Annotated in this window: 14 protein-coding genes and 1 pseudogene; 14 read left to right on the top strand and 1 reads right to left on the bottom strand. The window is 70.4% G+C overall.

The features are described 5' to 3' along the window. Positions 1–20 precede the first annotated feature (20 nt). The 7 genes and pseudogenes from ACEN9J_RS33360 to ACEN9J_RS33330 all read left to right on the top strand — a co-directional run bounded on the left by ACEN9J_RS33360 (position 21) and on the right by ACEN9J_RS33330 (position 7,485). Positions 21–707 (top strand): amino acid ABC transporter permease, encoded by a 687-nt coding sequence (locus tag ACEN9J_RS33360; protein ID WP_057593062.1) that lies wholly within the window; start codon positions 21–23, stop codon positions 705–707. Between the two features lie 45 nt (positions 708–752). Then, a complete protein-coding gene (locus ACEN9J_RS33355) occupies positions 753–1,688 on the top strand; it encodes an N-carbamoyl-D-amino-acid hydrolase (RefSeq protein WP_057593079.1) in 936 nt (311 codons plus the stop codon). A gap of 20 nt (positions 1,689–1,708) precedes the next feature. After that, entirely contained in the window at positions 1,709–3,220 is a 1,512-nt protein-coding gene (gene hydA / locus ACEN9J_RS33350) for a dihydropyrimidinase (protein WP_413765412.1), read from the top strand. Continuing rightward, a complete protein-coding gene (locus ACEN9J_RS33345) occupies positions 3,217–3,906 on the top strand; it encodes an aspartate/glutamate racemase family protein (RefSeq protein WP_413765411.1) in 690 nt (229 codons plus the stop codon). The genes hydA and ACEN9J_RS33345 overlap by 4 nt, the downstream gene beginning before the upstream one ends. Then, positions 3,906–4,628, top strand: a complete 723-nt coding sequence (locus ACEN9J_RS33340) for an aspartate/glutamate racemase family protein (RefSeq protein ID WP_413765410.1) — start codon at positions 3,906–3,908, stop codon at positions 4,626–4,628. Before ACEN9J_RS33345 ends, ACEN9J_RS33340 begins: the two co-directional genes overlap by 1 nt. Positions 4,629–4,776: 148 nt before the next feature. Next, positions 4,777–5,760: pseudogene (locus tag ACEN9J_RS33335) on the top strand (IS5 family transposase). 246 nt (positions 5,761–6,006) lie between these two features. Next, a complete protein-coding gene (locus ACEN9J_RS33330) occupies positions 6,007–7,485 on the top strand; it encodes a benzaldehyde dehydrogenase (RefSeq protein ID WP_413765409.1) in 1,479 nt (492 codons plus the stop codon). Between the two features lie 30 nt (positions 7,486–7,515). Here the strand turns inward: ACEN9J_RS33330 and ACEN9J_RS33325 are convergent, their stop codons facing one another. Further along, complete coding sequence (locus tag ACEN9J_RS33325) at positions 7,516–8,640, bottom strand: YeiH family protein (protein WP_413765408.1); 1,125 nt, start codon at positions 8,638–8,640, stop codon at positions 7,516–7,518. A gap of 85 nt (positions 8,641–8,725) precedes the next feature. Here ACEN9J_RS33325 and ACEN9J_RS33320 point away from each other — a divergent pair, with 85 nt between their 5' ends. The 7 genes from ACEN9J_RS33320 to ACEN9J_RS33290 all read left to right on the top strand — a co-directional run bounded on the left by ACEN9J_RS33320 (position 8,726) and on the right by ACEN9J_RS33290 (position 15,708). Continuing rightward, on the top strand, positions 8,726–9,679 hold the full coding sequence (locus ACEN9J_RS33320; RefSeq protein ID WP_261213158.1) for a LysR family transcriptional regulator: 954 nt from the start codon (positions 8,726–8,728) through the stop codon (positions 9,677–9,679). A 190-nt stretch (positions 9,680–9,869) separates the two neighbouring features. After that, the gene (locus tag ACEN9J_RS33315; protein ID WP_057593081.1) at positions 9,870–10,205 is read left to right on the top strand and encodes a DUF305 domain-containing protein; all 336 of its coding nucleotides are present in this window, start codon (positions 9,870–9,872) and stop codon (positions 10,203–10,205) included. 39 nt (positions 10,206–10,244) lie between these two features. Beyond that, complete coding sequence (locus ACEN9J_RS33310; protein ID WP_413765407.1) at positions 10,245–11,732, top strand: YncE family protein; 1,488 nt, start codon at positions 10,245–10,247, stop codon at positions 11,730–11,732. Between the two features lie 40 nt (positions 11,733–11,772). Continuing rightward, positions 11,773–12,336 (top strand): RNA polymerase sigma factor, encoded by a 564-nt coding sequence (locus ACEN9J_RS33305; RefSeq protein ID WP_057593069.1) that lies wholly within the window; start codon positions 11,773–11,775, stop codon positions 12,334–12,336. Beyond that, complete coding sequence (locus ACEN9J_RS33300; protein ID WP_413765406.1) at positions 12,333–13,157, top strand: anti-sigma factor family protein; 825 nt, start codon at positions 12,333–12,335, stop codon at positions 13,155–13,157. Before ACEN9J_RS33305 ends, ACEN9J_RS33300 begins: the two co-directional genes overlap by 4 nt. A gap of 172 nt (positions 13,158–13,329) precedes the next feature. After that, entirely contained in the window at positions 13,330–13,842 is a 513-nt protein-coding gene (msrB, locus tag ACEN9J_RS33295; protein WP_057593071.1) for a peptide-methionine (R)-S-oxide reductase MsrB, read from the top strand. Positions 13,843–13,872: 30 nt separating this feature from the next. Then, a complete protein-coding gene (locus ACEN9J_RS33290) occupies positions 13,873–15,708 on the top strand; it encodes a cytochrome c biogenesis protein DipZ (RefSeq protein ID WP_413765405.1) in 1,836 nt (611 codons plus the stop codon). Position 15,709 lies beyond the last annotated feature (1 nt).

The raw sequence follows: 15,709 nt of genomic DNA, 5'->3' as shown, positions 1-15,709 counted from the left end.
GCCGCCGAACGGAGCCCTCCATGGAACTCATCCTCCAGTACTTCTTCAACCTCGGCGTGGTGCGCGAGGTCGGGCCCTACATCCTGCAGGGCCTGCTCAACACGCTGCTGCTGTCGGCCTGGGTGATCCCGCTCGGGCTGGCGGCCGGCATGGTGCTGGCGCTGGCCGGCTTCGTGATCCGCAACCGGCTGGTGCGCGCGCTGCTCGTGGTCTACATCGACTTCTTCCGCGCCTTCCCGCCGCTGGTGCTGCTGATCTTCCTCTACACCGGCCTGCCCTACCTCGGCATGGAGCTCTCGCCGATGGCCTGCGTGGCGCTGGGCTTCATGCTCAACAACTCGAGCTACTTCGGCGAGATCCTGCGCGCGGGCCTGGAGTCGGTGCCGCGCGGCCAGCGCGAGGCCGCGCTGTCCACCGGCATGGGCCGCCCGGCCAGCCTGCTGTTCGTGGAGATCCCGCAGGCGGTGCGCAACGTGTTCCCCGACCTCGTGAGCAACATGATCGAGGTGGTGAAGCTCACCACCATCGCCAGCGTGGTGTCGGTGCCCGAGATGCTGTATGCCGCGCGCTCCGCGCAATCGATGCTCTACAACCCCACGCCCATCGTGCTAGCCGCGCTGATCTATCTCGCGCTGCTGTGGCCGCTGGTCGTGCTGCTGGGGCGGCTGGAGAAACGCCAGCGCCGACCCAACCCCAAGGCCGCCTGAGGCGCCTGTCCACTACAACCACCAACGCTGATTGAGGAAGCAATGATGACAAGCAAACGTACCCTGGGCCTGGCCGTCGCCCAGATGGGCCCGGTACATCTGGCGGACACCCGCGAGGCGGTCGTGCGCCGCATGGTCGAGCTGATGCGCGACGCCAAGGGTCGCGGTGCCGAGATGGTCGTGTTCCCCGAGCTCGCGCTCACCACCTTCTTTCCGCGCTACTGGATGGACGAGGCCGAGGCCGAGGCCCGCTTCTTCGAGCCGGCCATGCCCAATGCGCAGGTGCAGCCGCTGTTCGACGAGGCGAAGAAGCTCGGCCTGGGCTTCTACCTCGGCTATGCCGAACTGACGCCCGAGGGCACGCGCTACAACACCGCGATCATCGTGGACCGCGCGGGCGCCATCGTCGGCAAGTACCGCAAGATCCACCTGCCCGGCCATTCCGAGCACAAGCCCGAGGCGCCGTTCCAGCACCTGGAGAAGAAGTTCTTCGAGGTCGGCGACCTGGGCTTCCGCGTCTTCGACACCATGGGCACGCGCTTCGGCATGTGCCTGTGCAACGACCGGCGCTGGCCCGAGACCTACCGCGTGATGGCGCTGCAGAGCGCCGAGGTGGTGGTGCTGGGCTACAACACGCCCTCGCTCAACATCCACTGGAACGAGCCGGTGCACCTGCGCACCACCACGCACCTGGTGTCGCTGCAGGCCAATGCCTACCAGAACGGCATCTGGGTGGCGGCGGCCGCCAAGTGCGGCTCGGAAGACGGCCACCACATGATCGGCAGCTCGGCCATCGTTGCGCCCACGGGCGAGATCGTGGCGCGCTCGCTCACGGAAGACGACGAGGTGATCTGCGTGAAGGCCGACATGTCGCTGGGCGAATACTTCCGCCAGCACGTGTTCAACTTCGCCAAGCACCGCCGCCCCGAGCACTACCGCCTGATCGTCGAGCGCACGGGCGCGGGCGAGCCGCTGGTCTGAACGCGCGCACGGAACCCCTCATGGACACCACCATCGCTTCGCTGATCGGCGAAGAACCCTTCGACCTCACGATCCGCGGCGGGCGCATCGTCACCGACGGCCGCGTGGTCGAGGGCGACCTCGGCGTGCGCGACGGCCGCATCGCCGCCATCGGCGGCTCGCTGCCGCCGGGCCGCCGCGACGTGGACGCCACCGGCCGCTGGGTGCTGCCGGGCGGCATCGACAGCCATTGCCACGTCGAGCAGCGCTCGGGCATGGGCATGATGTGCGCCGACGATTTCTACTCGGCCACCGTGTCGGCCGCTTTCGGCGGCACCACCACCATCCTTCCCTTCGCGGCGCAGCACCGCGAGATGTCGGTGCCCGAGGTGCTGGCCGACTACAGCCGGCGCGCGGCCGAGAAGGCGGTGATCGACTACGGCTTCCACCTGATCCTCGCGAATCCCGACGACGCCACGCTCTCGACCGACCTGCCCGCGGCCATCCGCGACGGCATCACCTCGCTCAAGGTCTACATGACCTACGACCGCATGAAACTCGAGGACTACCAGTTGCTCGAGGTGCTCGCGCTGGCGCGGGCCGAGGGAGCGCTGGTGATGGTGCATGCCGAGAACAACGACATGATCCGCTGGATCGCGCAGCGCCTGATCGACCGCGGCCACACCGCGCCCAAGTTCCACGGCGTGGCGCACGACCCGCTGGCCGAGACCGAGGCCGCCTACCGCGCCATCGCGCTGGCGCGGCTGGTCGACGTGCCGCTGCTGCTGGTGCACGTGGCCGGCGGCGACACCGTGGAAGTGATCCGCCAGGCCCAGACCCTGGGTGCCAACGTGCTGGCCGAGAGCTGCCCGCAGTACCTGTTCCTGACGGCGGCCGACATGGACCGCCCGGGCCTCGAGGGCGCGATGTTCTGCTGCTCGCCGCCCGCGCGCGATGCCGATGCGCAGGAAGCCATCTGGCGCGGCCTGATCGACGGCACCCTGGCCACCTACTCGTCGGACCACGCGCCCTACCGCTTCGACGAGACCGGCAAGCTGCCCAAGGGCGACGCCACCACCTTCAAGGAAATGGCCAACGGCGTGCCCGGCATCGAACTGCGCCTGCCGCTGCTGTTCAGCGAAGGCTTCCTCAAGGGGCGCATCGACATCCACCAGTTCGTGGCGCTCACCGCCACCAACCACGCCCGGCTCTACGGCCTGGCGCCGCGCAAGGGCGCGATCGCGCTGGGCGCCGACGCCGACATCGCGGTGTGGAACGCCGAGCGCGAGACCACCATCAGCGCCGCGATGCTGCACGACAACGCCGGCTACACGCCCTACGAGGGCCGGACCATCCAGGGCTGGCCCGAGGTGGTCGTGAGCCGCGGGCGCGTGGTGATCGAGGATGGCGCGCTGCATGCCGAGCGCGGCAGCGGCCAGTACCTGCGCCGCGGCGCGCCGGACCTCGCGCGCCGAGCCCCGGTGGCGCCCGCGCAGCGCCCGCACGGCCGTGTGCTGAAGGCGCTGATCGGCCTCGGGGAGGACAAGGCATGAACACGCACGCCACCCTGCCGCGCGTGCGCGTGCTGAACCCGAACAGCAGCGTCTCGGTGACCGAGGCCGTGGCACGCGCCTTCCGCGCCACCGTGCCGCCCGCGCAATGCGACTTCGATTGCGTCACCGCGCACGACGGCCCGCCCGGCATCGTCACGCAGGACGACTTCGAGCTGGGCGCGCGCCTCGCGGCCGAGGACGTGGCCGCCCATGCCGCCGAGGCCGATGCCTTCGTGCTGGCCTGCTTCAGCGACCCCGGCATCGCCGCCGCGCGCACGCGCAGCGAGCGGCCGGTCGTCGGCCTGGGCGAGGCCGGCATGCGTGCCGCCATGGCGCGCGGCGCGCGCGTGGGCGTGATCGCCATCGCGAGTGCCGCCATCCCGCGCCACCTGCGCTACTGGGAGGCGCTGGGCGTGCGCGAGCGCGTGGTGGCCGAACGGCCGCTCGACCTGCCGGTGCACCTGTCGGGCGACGCCGCCCATGCGCTGGCGCCGATGATCGCGGCGGCGCGCCTGCTGGTCGACGAGGATGGCGCCGACGTGGTGCTGCTCGGCTGCGCCGGCATGGCCGAGCTGCGCGCCCCGCTCGAAGCCGCGGTGGGCGTGCCCGTGATCGATCCCTGCGAGGCGGCGGCCGAACTCTCGGCCCGGCTCGCGCGGGCCTGGCGCGACGGAGCCGCCACGTGATGAGCGCACCGCGGCGGCTGGGCGTGCTCGGCGGCATGGGCCCGCTGGCCGGCGCCGCCTTCGCGCTGCGCATGGTGCAGCTCACGCCGGCCGACAACGACCAGCAGCACATCCCGGTGCTGTTGTGCAACGACCCCGCCATTCCCGATCGCTCCTCGGCCTTCCTCGGCCAGGGGCCGAGCCCGCTGCCCGGCATGCTGCGCGGCATCGACACGCTGGTGGCCGGAGGCGCCGACTGCATCGCCATCCCGTGCAACACCGCCCACCTGTGGTTCGACCAGCTGCAGGCCGCGAGCCCGACCCGGCTGCTGCACATCGTCGAGGCCGTGGTGGCGGACCTGCGCCGCCAGGGCGTGACCGAAGGCAAGGTCGGCATCCTCGGCACGCCTGCGACCATCGCGATGGGGCTGTACCAGCGCTACCTGCGTGACGCGGGCTACCAGCCCATCGAACCCTCCACCGAGGAGGTGCGGCGCCTGTGCGTGCCCGCGATCGCGGCCGTGAAGGCCAACCGCATCGACGAGGCTTTCGCACCCGCGGCCGAAGGCATTCGTGCGCTCGCGCGGCAAGGCGCGCGCGCGGTGGTGCTCGGTTGCACCGAGCTGCCGCTGGCCGTGCCGGCGGCCCGGCGCGGGGAGTTCGATGTGGTGCTGACCGATTCGATCGATGCGCTGGCGCGCGAGGCCATCGGGCTGATGCGGCCCGCCGTCGCGACCGGCTGAAGAAATCGGCCATCGCTATATTTTGTTGAATATAGAGATATGGCGGCCGACGGTATGGGGGAATCTCCTAGGGAAATGCTGATCAATAGGTCGCGGCAGGCACGGCCCGTGCGTGGGTGAAGACACCACAAGTCACAGCACCACCAAGATGAACCAACGCAGCTTTGCCAGCGCCGAGTACGCGATGAAGAAGAAGCAGACGCGGCGCGAGAAGTTTCTTGCCGACATGGAGCGCGTTGTGCCGTGGTCTCGCTTGATCGCAGTGATCGAGCCGCTGTACCCCACGAGCGGGCGCGTCGGGCGTCAGCCGATCGGCATTTCCAGGATGTTGCGCATGTACTGCCTGCAACAGTGATATGGCCTGGCCGACGAAGCGCTGGAGGACGCGCTGTACGACAGCCAGGCGCTGCGCGACTTCGTGGGCATCGACCTGTCGCGCGAGTCGGTGCCCGATGCCACCACGCTGCTGAAGTTCAGACGACTGCTGCTGGACAACGATCTGACCAAGGCACTGTTCGACGAGATCAACGCCCATCTTGCCGAGCAAGGCCTTCTGATGCGCGCGGGCACCATCGTGGACGCGACCATCATCGCAGCGCCCAGCTCGACCAAGAACGAGGGCAACGCGCGCGATCCCGAGATGCATCAGGTCAAGAAGGGCAACGCCTGGCACTTTGGCATGAAGGCGCACATTGGCGTGGATGCTCAGTCGGGCCTGGTGCACACGATGGTTGCGACGGCGGCCAACGTCAACGACGTGACGCAAGCCGGCGCGCTGCTTCATGGAGAGGAGGCCGCGGCCTTCGGCGACGCCGGCTATCGGGGCGTCGACAAGCGCGAGGAAGCACAGGGCCCGAAGTGGCACGTGGCGATGCAGCCGGGCAAGCGCCGGCAACTGGACTTGACGCGCGAGTGGGCGCGCATGCTCGAGAAGGCCGAGCAGTTGAAGGCGAGCATTCGCGCCAAGGTCGAGCACCCGTTCCACGTGATCAAGAACTTGTTCCGTCATAAAAAGACCCGCTACAAGGGCCTTGCGAAGAACCAGTCGCAGCTGTTCATCCTGTTCGGGCTGGCCAACCTGGTCATCGCCAGGAGATCGTTGCTGCGTGCGGCGGCCCGAGGTGCGTCTTGAACATCGAAAGTGGTGTCTTCAAAGGCTCGAAATGCGCGCCAATGAGCCTTCATCGCGCAAACTCGATCGCACTCGTGACCGCCTCGCGTCGCGATCATTTCAACCAGCGCAGCAGCGCTCATTGATCAGCATCTCCCTAGAGCGAAGCTCGGGGTGCTGCTCAATGATTTGACGCACGCCTCTTCTAGGCGTCGCCTTGCCGGCGCCTGCCAGATCCCCGATCCTCATCCAGGAAGGACCTTCCCCATGACCACCACCCCCGATGCCGCCGGCCCATGGCTGGCGTCGACGACCTGGAACAGCAAGGCCTTCAGCCGCGGCTGGCGGGCCCTCGGAAAATCGAGCGACGTGATCGAGCCGGCCACCGGCCGCACCCTCGGCGCCGTGGCGATCGCATCGCCCGACGACATCGCCTCGGCATCCGCCGATGCACGCGCGGCCCAGGCCGCCTGGGCCGCCACGCCCTACGACCAGCGCGCGGCCGTGCTGCGCAAGGCCGCCGAACTCGCCGCCGCGAACCGCGAGGAGATCGTCGACTGGCTGGTGCGCGAGAGCGGCTCGATCCGGCCCAAGGCGGAGTTCGAGCTCGCGGTCACCATCAAGGCCTTGCACGAGGCCAGCGCGATGCCGTCGCAGGCCCAGGGCCAGGTGCTGCCTTCGGAGCCCGGGTGGCTCAGCATCGCGCGCCGCCGTCCCATCGGCGTGGTGGGCGTGATCTCGCCATTCAACTTTCCGCTGTATCTGGCCATGCGAGCCGTGGCGCCGGCGCTCGCGGTCGGCAACGCGGTGGTGCTCAAGCCCGATCCGCGGACCTCGGTGTGCGGCGGCTTCAGCATCGCCCGGCTGTTCGAGGACGCGGGCCTGCCCGCCGGCGTGCTCCACGTGCTGCCCGGTGGCGGCGATGCCGGCGAGGCGCTGTGCAAGGACCCGAACGTCGGGATGATCCAGTTCACCGGTTCGACCGCCGCCGGCCGTCGCGTCGGCAAGGTGGCCGGCGAGCACCTGAAGAAGCTGTCGCTCGAGCTCGGCGGCAAGAACTCGCTGATCGTGCTCGACGACGCGGACATGGACCTCGCCATCGCGAACACGACCTGGGGCGTCTACCTGCACCAGGGGCAGATCTGCATGTCGGCCGGGCGCGTGCTCGTCCATTCGAAGATCGCGGACGAGTTCACCCGGCGCATGGCGGAGAAGGCGAACAACCTGCCGGTCGGCGATCCCGCGAGCGGACAGGTCGCGATGGGCCCGCTGATCAACCAGGGCCAGGTGGACCACGCGACGGACATCGTCCATCGCTCGGTCGCGCAGGGCGCGAAGCTCGCCGCGGGCGGTGAGGCGAAGGGGCTGTTCTTCGGCGCCACGGTGCTGTCGGGCGTGAAGCCGGGCATGGCGGCGTTCGAGGAGGAGATCTTCGGCCCGGTCGCCTCGATCACGCCCTTCGACAGCGACGAGGAAGCGGTGCGGCTCGCGAACCAGACCGACTTCGGGCTCTCGGCCGCCATCATCTCGAGATCGGTGGGCCGGGCCATGGCGATCGGCGAGCAACTGCGCGTGGGCCTGCTGCACATCAACGACCAGACGGTCAACGACGAGGTGGTCAATCCCTTCGGTGGCGTCGGCGCCTCGGGCAACGGCACCAGCATCGGCGGGCCCGCCAACTGGGAAGAGTTCACCCAGTGGCAGTGGATGACGGTCAAGGACGCCGCGCCACGCTATCCCCTGTGATGCGCCTTCGGAAGCGCGCCGCGCCGCGGCTCAGCTCCAGAGCCGTGCCACGCCCGCGCTGATCGCGAGGCCGCCGACCACGAGCCAGGCGAACAGGAGCGCCGCCAGCGCCAGGGGCCTGGCGCCCGCCTTGCGGATCGCCGACACGTGGGTCGTGAGGCCGAGGCCGGCCATGGCCATCGAGAGCAGGACCGTGTCGATGTCGACGATCCGGTCGATGGCCGCGGGCGGCAGCAGCGCGAGCGAGTTGAAGCCGGCCACCGCGACGAAGCCGAGCGCGAACCACGGAATGACGATGCCGCTCGTGCCCTGGGTGCCGGCCATGTCGGACCCGCCCGGGCGGCGCGAGAGCCACGCCGAGAGGACGATGAGGAACGGCGCCAGCATCATGACGCGGACCATCTTCGCGATCACGGCCGTGTCGGCGGCCTGCTCGCCGACGGCCCGTCCGGCGGCCACGACCTGCGCCACCTCGTGGACCGTCGAGCCGACGAACAGCCCGTAGCCGGACTGCGTCATCGGCACCAGGGCATGCACGGCTTCGAGCCGGTACAGCATCGGGTAGAGGAAGATGGCCACGGTGCCGAACACGACGACCGTCGCCACGGCCACGGCGACCTGCTCCGCCTTCCCGCGCACCACGGGCTCGGTGGCCATCACCGCGGCGGCGCCGCAGATCGAGCTGCCGGCGCCGATCAGCATGGCGGTCTTCGGGTCGAGGCCGAAGACGCGCGTGCCGAGGACGCAGGCGATGCCGAAGGTGCTGCACAGCACCAGCGCGTCGATCGCGAAGCCGGCCCAGCCCACGTTGCCGATGTCCTGGAAGGTCAGCCGCACGCCGTACAGGACGATGCCCAGCCGCAGCAGGCGGGTCTTGGAGAGCCCCACGCCGGCGGCGGCGACAGGCGCGACACGCCCGTAGACCGTGTTGCCGACCAGCATGCCCAGCACGATCGCGAGCGTGAGGGCGCTGATGCCGCGGGCCTGGAACCAGTCCTGCCGACCCAGTTGCATCGCGAGCGCCGCGATGGCGGCGGTCAACGCCAGGCCGGGCAGCCAGGCGCGCCAGGGCGGACTGCCGGTGCTCGCGGCGGAATGCGACGGGGGAGATGCGGTGCTGGCGGAACGCGCCAGGAGGTCGGCTTCGGGAGGCATGAAGCGAACTTTGGCCGCCGCCTGCATAACCGGCAAACAGATAGTTTTGCTATAAACAATCTGTCGAACAGATATAAAGAGGCCCATGCGCCTGACCTTGCGCCAACTCCAGATCTTCATCGCCGTCGCGGAAACGGGCACCACGACGGCGGCCGGGGCCCGCATCGCGCTGTCCCAGTCCGCCATCAGCGGCGCGCTCAACGAACTCGAGGGGCTGCTGTCCTCCCGGCTGTTCGACCGGGTCGGCAAGCGGCTGGTGCTTAACGACGTGGGGCGGGCACTGCTGCCGCGCGCGCGAGCGGCGCTCGACGACGTCCAGGACATCGAGGCCCAGTTCGGCATGGGGCCGGTGGGCGGCACCGTGGAGGCACCGGCGATCCGGCTGCGGGTCGGCGCCAGCACCACGATCGGCAACTACCTGCTGCCCGCGCTGGTGGCGAGCTACCGGCGCACCTGGCCGGCCGTCAGCGTGGACGTGCGAATCGGCAACACGCGCGAGGTCGCGGCGGCCGTGGCGCGGCTCGACGTGGACATCGGCCTGATCGAAGGGCCCTGCCACGAACCGGACCTGCGCGTGCAGCCCTGGCTCGAGGACGAGCTCGTGATCGTCTGCGCGCCCTCGAGCGCGCCGCCGCCTGCGGGGAGCGGCGCGGGCGTGCCGCTCGAGGCCTTGCGCCAGGCGTCCTGGCTGCTGCGCGAAGTCGGCTCGGGCACGCGCGAGACCGTCGAGCAGGCCCTGCTGCCGAAGCTGCACCACCTGCGCGAGGAGATGCAGTTCGGCAGCACCGAGGCGATCAAGCAGGCCGCGGTCGAGGGCCTGGGCCTGGCCTGCCTGTCGCGCTGCGCGGTCGAGGACCTGGTCACGCTGGGCCGCCTGGTCGTGCTGAAGACCGATCTGCCGAAACTCGCGCGCCGTTTCTACCTCGTGCACCACGCCCGCAAGCGGCTGTCGGGCAACCTGCAGCGTTTCGTGGCGCACTGCGTGGCGTCGGAGATGGCCGAAGGCGGGCCCGAAGAAATATCGCATCGCATGGAATAAGCCGCCCGCGGCGGCGTCTACGTCTGCAACAGCCCCTCTTCTTCGAGGACGAACGATGCAGACGACCCCTTCCTTCCGCCCGCGGCGCACCCGCGTCCTGGCCCTCGGCGCCGTGGCCCTCGCGGGCGCGGCGGCCGCCTTCGGCGCCCTGCGCGGGCCATCGACCGGCATGGCGGGCGATGCCGGCCTGATGGCCCGGCTGATGGACGTCTGCAGCTCCCGCGACCCGGCGCAGGCGGGATTCGCCGCCGAGAACGACGCGGCCATGGCCCGGATGATGGCCGGCATGGACATCAAGTCCTCGGGCAACGTCGACCGCGACTTCGCCGAGATGATGATCGCGCACCACCAGGGCGCGATCGACATGGCGCAGGCCGAGCTGCGCCACGGCGGCAACGAGCAGTTGCGCCGCATCGCGCAGGAAATCATCGTCGAGCAGCAGCAGGAGATCGCCGCCATGCGCCTGGCGCTCGACCAGCCGCTGCCGCCTTCCACGCCCGCACCCACGCAGCCCGTTCGTCCCTGAGGGACGCCGGGCCCACGCCATCTTTTTCCTGGAGCACGCATGAAGAACCGCCCCTCCCCCCGCTTCCCCCGCTGGCTGACGGCCCTCGCGCTGCTGGCCTCGGCCGCCTGCGCGCAGGCCGGCCAGGCGCCGCGCGCCGCCGCCGAGGCCGACATCCCCATGAGCCACCGCGACCGCGTGTACGCGGCCGAGCAGTTCTCCAACACGGTGTCGGTCACCGATCCCGTCGACAACAGGTTGCTGGGCGTGATCCGCCTCGGCGATCCGGCGCCCGGCAACTTCAGTCCGCTGTACCGCGGCCAGGTGCTGGTGCACGGCATGGGCTTCTCGCCCGACCACCGCACGCTCGCGGTGGTGTCGATCGGCTCGAACTCGGTGAGCTTCATCGACACCGCGACCAATGCGGTGAAGCACACCACCTACGTGGGCCGCTCGCCGCACGAGGCCTTCTACACGCCCGACGGCAAGGAGGTGTGGGTCACGGTGCGCGGCGAGAGCCATGTGGCGGTGCTCGACGCCGCCACCTTCGAGGAGAAGACGCGCATCGCCACGCCCAACGGCCCGGGCATGCAGATCTTCTCGCCCGACGGCAAGTACGGCTACATCTGCTCCTCGTTCAATCCCGAGACCGTGGTGATCGACACGGCCAGCAAGCAGGTCGTGGGCCGCATGAAGCAGGACAGCCCGTTCTGCCCCAATATCGCCGCCACGCCCGATGGCAAGCAGGTCTGGCTCACGCTCAAGGACATCGGCCGCACGATGGTGTTCGATGCGAAGCCGCCGTTCGCGCCGATCAAGGCCTTCGACACGGGGCCGATCACCAACCACGTCAACTTCGCCACCACCGCCAAGGGCAGCTTCGCCTACGTGACCGTGGGCGGCCTCAACCAGGTCAAGGTGTTCCGCACCGACGACTTCTCGCAGGTCGCGACCATTCCCGTCGGCAAGCTGCCGCACGGCGTGTGGCCCTCGGGCGACGGCAAGCGCATCTACGTGGGACTCGAGAACGCCGATGCGCTGGCCGCGATCGACACGGCCACCCACACCGTGGTCGCGAACGTGCCCATCGGCCAGGCGCCGCAGGCGATCGCCTATGTGCCGAACGCGGTGCCGGCCGGTGCGGGCGACGGCACGCAGGGCCTGCAGCCGCCGGGACTGGCGGGCCAGGTCGCCCACCTCTCGCTGGTGGCGGCCGGGCCGCGCAGGCAGGCGGCCGCGGCTGGCGCGCCCACCAGCGTGGCCCTCTTCGACCAGGGCCTGCTGCAGGTGCTGCAGGCTTCGGCCACCGGCTTGGAGCCGAAGCAGCCCTATGTGCTCGCGCTGGCCGACAAGCCCGACGGCAGCGGCACGCTGCAGCCGCTCGCCAGCTTCATGACCAACCCGGCGGGCGCCGCCATCGTGAATGCCATCGGGCCGATCCGCCAGCAGGTGAAGGACGGCGCCGCGGGCGATACTCGGCGCTACCTGGTGATCGCGCCGCAGGTCGGCGGCAGGCCCGCGGCCCCGGTGCAGGTCCAGGACCTCTGATGGCGCCGGGCCCTTTCGCGATCCACCGCCACGCGCATCCATGAGCGACCTGATCCTGCTCGTCGAGCCGATGATTCCCGCCCTGCGGCGCTATGCGCGCGCGCTGCTGCGGGACCGCGAATCGGCCGACGAACTGGTGCAGGACTGCCTGGAGCGCGTGATCGCGCGCTGGGCCCAGCGGCGCGAGGCCGAGGACACGCGGTCCTGGGTCTTCGCGATCCTGCACAACCTCGCGGTGCAGCGCATGCGCCAGCAGTCGCGCCGCGGCCTGCACCTGGCCATCGACGAGATCGACAAGATCGACGAAGAGGCGCTGGGCATGCCCGCGCAGCAGGAGCATCGCGTGCGGCATCACGAGCTGATGCGCGCGATCGACGGACTCTCGGAAGACCAGCGCGCGGTGCTGCTGCTGGTCGCCGTGGAGGACCTGTCCTATGCCGAAGCCGCCGCGGCGCTCGGCATTCCGGTGGGCACCGTCATGTCGCGCCTGGCCCGCGCGCGCCAGCGGCTGCATCGCATGCTCGACGGCGTCGAGGCCATGCCACCGGCCGATCCGTCGCATGCCGAGCATTCGGCACGCCCCCACCTGCGGAGACTCAAATGAACGTCGATCCACCCGGCGCCCGCCCCATCCTCGAAGAAGACCTGCATGCCTACGTCGACGGCGTGCTCGACCCGCGCCGCCATGCCCAGGTGCAGGACTACCTGCGGCAGCATGCCGAGGCGGCACGCGAGGTCGAGGCCCATGCGCGGCACCGGCGCGAACTGCGCGAGGCGCTGGCGCCCATCGCCGAGGAGCCGCTGCCGCCGTCGCTCAATCTCGCGCGCATGGTGGCGGAGCACGACCGGCAGGCGCGCGATGTCGGGCGCACGCCTTCGCGCCGATGGCCGTGGGGCATGGCCGCGGCGCTGGTGCTCGCGCTCGGCGTGGGCGGCGGCGCGGGATGGTCGCTGCGCGGGGTGCAGGCGAACGAGGCCGGCGGCATCTTCGCGCTGGGGCGCGAAGCGGCGCGCGGCTACGAGACCTATGCCTCCGACGCCAGCCGGCCCGTGGAGATGGGTCCCGCGCAGCGCGCGGAGCTCGTCGGCTGGGTCTCGTCGCGCCTGGGACGCCAGGTCGCGATCCCCGATCTCGCGGCCGCGGGCTACGGCTTCGTGGGCGGCCGCCTGGTCATGACCGAGCACGGCCCGGCCGGCCTCTTCATCTACCAGGATGCGCGGGCCACGCGGCTCGCGCTGATGGTGCGGCCGATGGCCGTCGACCAGGACACGCCGACCATGAAGCGGATCGACGGCCCGCACGCGGGCTATGCCTGGGCCGACCGCGGGCTGGGCTATGGCGTGGTGGGGGCGAACGAGGCGAACGTGCTGCATCCGCTGGCCGACGAGATGCGGCGCCAGATCGGCGAAGAACTCAAGGGGTAGGCCCGGGCGGCCGGGCGAAGTGGATGCCCGGGGGCGTAACCATTTGCCCCTGGCAACCGAACTAGCGTTCGAAGCGGCGGCGTTGCGCCAACCTGGCGCCCCGCATCTGCTTCGTTATATTCACGAGTACATATCGAGGGCGGCATCCGCCGCTCATCGTCCAGGAGTTGTCATGACCCATCGTCCGGATCGTCGTTTCTTCCTCGGGGCCTCGGCCTCGACACTGGCGGCCGCGGTGGCCGCTGCCTGGGGCTGGCACTCCGGCGCCACGCACGCCGCGGAACCGGCCAAGTTCGAGGTCACCCGAACCGACGCCGAATGGCGCAAGCTGCTCACGCCGAACCAGTACGCGGTGCTGCGGCAGGACGGGACCGAGCGGCCCTACAGCAGCCCGCTCAACGACGAACACCGGGAGGGCCGCTTCGCCTGCGCGGGCTGCGCGCTGGAGCTCTTCTCCTCGAAGACGAAGTTCGACAGCAAGACCGGGTGGCCCAGCTTCTGGCAGCCGCTGCCGAATGCCGTCGGCGAGAAGAGCGACAGCTCCTTCGGCATGACGCGCACCTCGGTGCACTGCCGCCGTTGCGGCGGCCACCTGGGCCATGTGTTCGACGATGGCCCCAAGCCCACGGGCCTGCGCTATTGCATGAACGGCCTGGCGATGAAGTTCGCGCCCGGCGCCGCCTGATCCCGATTCCCCGCACCCTGGCCCTCCACCATGCTGCTGTTCGTCGTCGCCTACCTGGGCGGGGTCCTGACCATCCTGAGCCCCTGCATCCTGCCGGTGCTGCCCTTCGTGTTCGCGCGCGGCGACCGGCCGTTCATGAGCAACGGGCTGCCGCTGCTGGTCGGCATGGCGCTGACCTTCGCCGGCGTGGCCTCGCTCGCCGCGGTCGGCGGCGGCCGGGCCGTGCAGGCGAACCAGTACGGGCGCATGGTCGCGATCGTGCTGATGGCGCTGTTCGGCCTGGCGCTGCTGCTGCCGGGGCTGTCCGAGCGGCTCGCGCGGCCGCTCGTGGGCTGGGGCGAGCGGCTGTCCGCCTCGGCCGAGGCCGGCGCTGACGGCGCGCCGCGCTCCGCCTTCGGCACCTCCCTGCTGCTCGGCGTCGCCACGGGCCTGCTGTGGGCGCCCTGCGCGGGCCCGATCCTCGGGCTGGTGCTGACCGGCGCCGCGCTCGGCGGTGCCAGCGTCCGGACCTCGCTGCTGCTGCTGGCCTATGCGGCGGGCGCCGCCACTTCGCTGGCTGGCGCGCTGCTGGCGGGCGGGCGCCTGTTCAAGGCCATGAAGCAGTCGCTGGGCGCGGGCGAATGGATCCGCCGCGGCATCGGCGCGGCCCTGCTGTGCGGCGTGGCGGCGATCGCGCTGGGGCTGGACACCGGTGTGCTGGCGCAGCTCTCGCTGGCGGGCACCTCGTCGGTCGAGCAGGCGCTGATCGACAGGGTGCGGCCCAGGGAGGCCGCGCCGTCCGGCGACGAAGCGCCGCTGGCGACGACCGGGCCCGATTCCACCGTGATGATGGCGGGCTCCAACGCGATGATGGCCGCGAACGCCGCGATGCGGGCCGAAGGCACATCCGCCTCGGCGCTGCCGGCCGAAGGTCCCGCCCCCTCGCTCGACGGCGCCGTGCAATGGCTCAACTCGCCGCCGCTGAGCATGGAGGCCCTGCGCGGCAAGGTGGTGCTGGTCGACTTCTGGACCTACTCGTGCATCAACTGCCTGCGCGCCCTGCCCTACGTGCGCGCCTGGGCCGAGAAGTACAAGGACGAGGGCCTGGTGGTGATCGGCGTGCATGCACCGGAGTTCGCGTTCGAGAAGAAGCTCGACAACGTGCGCAAGGCCGTGAAGGACCTGAAGCTCGACTACCCGGTGGCGGTCGACAACGACTATGCGATCTGGCGCGCCTTCAAGAACGAGTACTGGCCCGCGCACTACTTCATCGACGCGCGGGGACGCATCCGCCATCACCACTTCGGCGAAGGTGCCTACGACGAGTCGGAGCAGGTGATCCGGCAGCTGCTGGCCGAAGCGGGCCGGGGCACGATGCCGGGCGGCCTCGTCCAGGTCGAGGCGCAGGGTGCGCAGGCCGCGGCGGACAGCGCGAACGTGAGATCGCCCGAGACCTACATCGGCTACGAACGCGCCGAGAACTTCGTCTCGCCCGGTGGTCCGGTCCGTGGCAAGGCGCACGCCTACACGGCACCGTCCCGGCTCGAGGCCAACCAGTGGGCGCTCGGCGGCAACTGGACCGTGGGCGGGCAAAGCGCGGTGCTCGACAAGGCGCGGGGGCGCATCGCCTACCGCTTCCATGCGCGCGACCTGCACCTAGTGCTCGGATCGACGGCGCCGGGACATCCCGTGCGCATCAAGGTGACCATCGACGGCAAGCCGCCGGGCGAGGACCACGGCATCGACATCGACGCGCAGGGCAAGGGCGTGGTCGACGGCCAGCGTCTCTACCAGCTGGTGCGCCAGCGCGGCGCGGTGGCCGACCGGCGCTTCGAGATCGAGTTCCTCGATCCGGGCGTGGAGGCCTTCGCCTTCACCTTCGGCTGAA

This window comes from Variovorax sp. Varisp41 (genome assembly GCF_047325085.1).
Taxonomy (GTDB): domain Bacteria; phylum Pseudomonadota; class Gammaproteobacteria; order Burkholderiales; family Burkholderiaceae_C; genus Variovorax.
The sequence above is the reverse complement of the archived record's forward strand: the minus strand, read 5'-3'. Positions and strand labels throughout refer to the sequence as shown.

Excerpts from the sequence above, each read along its gene's own strand:
- ACEN9J_RS33310 (WP_413765407.1), top strand. The coding sequence starts at position 10,245 with ATGAAGAACCGCCCCTCCCCCCGCTTCCCCCGCTGGCTGACGGCCCTC.
- ACEN9J_RS33330 (WP_413765409.1), top strand. The coding sequence starts at position 6,007 with ATGACCACCACCCCCGATGCCGCCGGCCCATGGCTGGCGTCGACGACC.
- ACEN9J_RS33340 (WP_413765410.1), top strand. The coding sequence starts at position 3,906 with ATGAGCGCACCGCGGCGGCTGGGCGTGCTCGGCGGCATGGGCCCGCTG.
- ACEN9J_RS33355 (WP_057593079.1), top strand. The coding sequence starts at position 753 with ATGACAAGCAAACGTACCCTGGGCCTGGCCGTCGCCCAGATGGGCCCG.
- ACEN9J_RS33315 (WP_057593081.1), top strand. The coding sequence starts at position 9,870 with ATGGCCCGGCTGATGGACGTCTGCAGCTCCCGCGACCCGGCGCAGGCG.
- ACEN9J_RS33305 (WP_057593069.1), top strand. The coding sequence starts at position 11,773 with ATGAGCGACCTGATCCTGCTCGTCGAGCCGATGATTCCCGCCCTGCGG.
- ACEN9J_RS33320 (WP_261213158.1), top strand. The coding sequence starts at position 8,726 with ATGCGCCTGACCTTGCGCCAACTCCAGATCTTCATCGCCGTCGCGGAA.
- ACEN9J_RS33290 (WP_413765405.1), top strand. The coding sequence starts at position 13,873 with ATGCTGCTGTTCGTCGTCGCCTACCTGGGCGGGGTCCTGACCATCCTG.
- msrB (WP_057593071.1), top strand. The coding sequence starts at position 13,330 with ATGACCCATCGTCCGGATCGTCGTTTCTTCCTCGGGGCCTCGGCCTCG.
- ACEN9J_RS33345 (WP_413765411.1), top strand. The coding sequence starts at position 3,217 with ATGAACACGCACGCCACCCTGCCGCGCGTGCGCGTGCTGAACCCGAAC.
- ACEN9J_RS33325 (WP_413765408.1), bottom strand. The coding sequence starts at position 8,640 with ATGCCTCCCGAAGCCGACCTCCTGGCGCGTTCCGCCAGCACCGCATCT.
- hydA (WP_413765412.1), top strand. The coding sequence starts at position 1,709 with ATGGACACCACCATCGCTTCGCTGATCGGCGAAGAACCCTTCGACCTC.
- ACEN9J_RS33300 (WP_413765406.1), top strand. The coding sequence starts at position 12,333 with ATGAACGTCGATCCACCCGGCGCCCGCCCCATCCTCGAAGAAGACCTG.
- ACEN9J_RS33360 (WP_057593062.1), top strand. The coding sequence starts at position 21 with ATGGAACTCATCCTCCAGTACTTCTTCAACCTCGGCGTGGTGCGCGAG.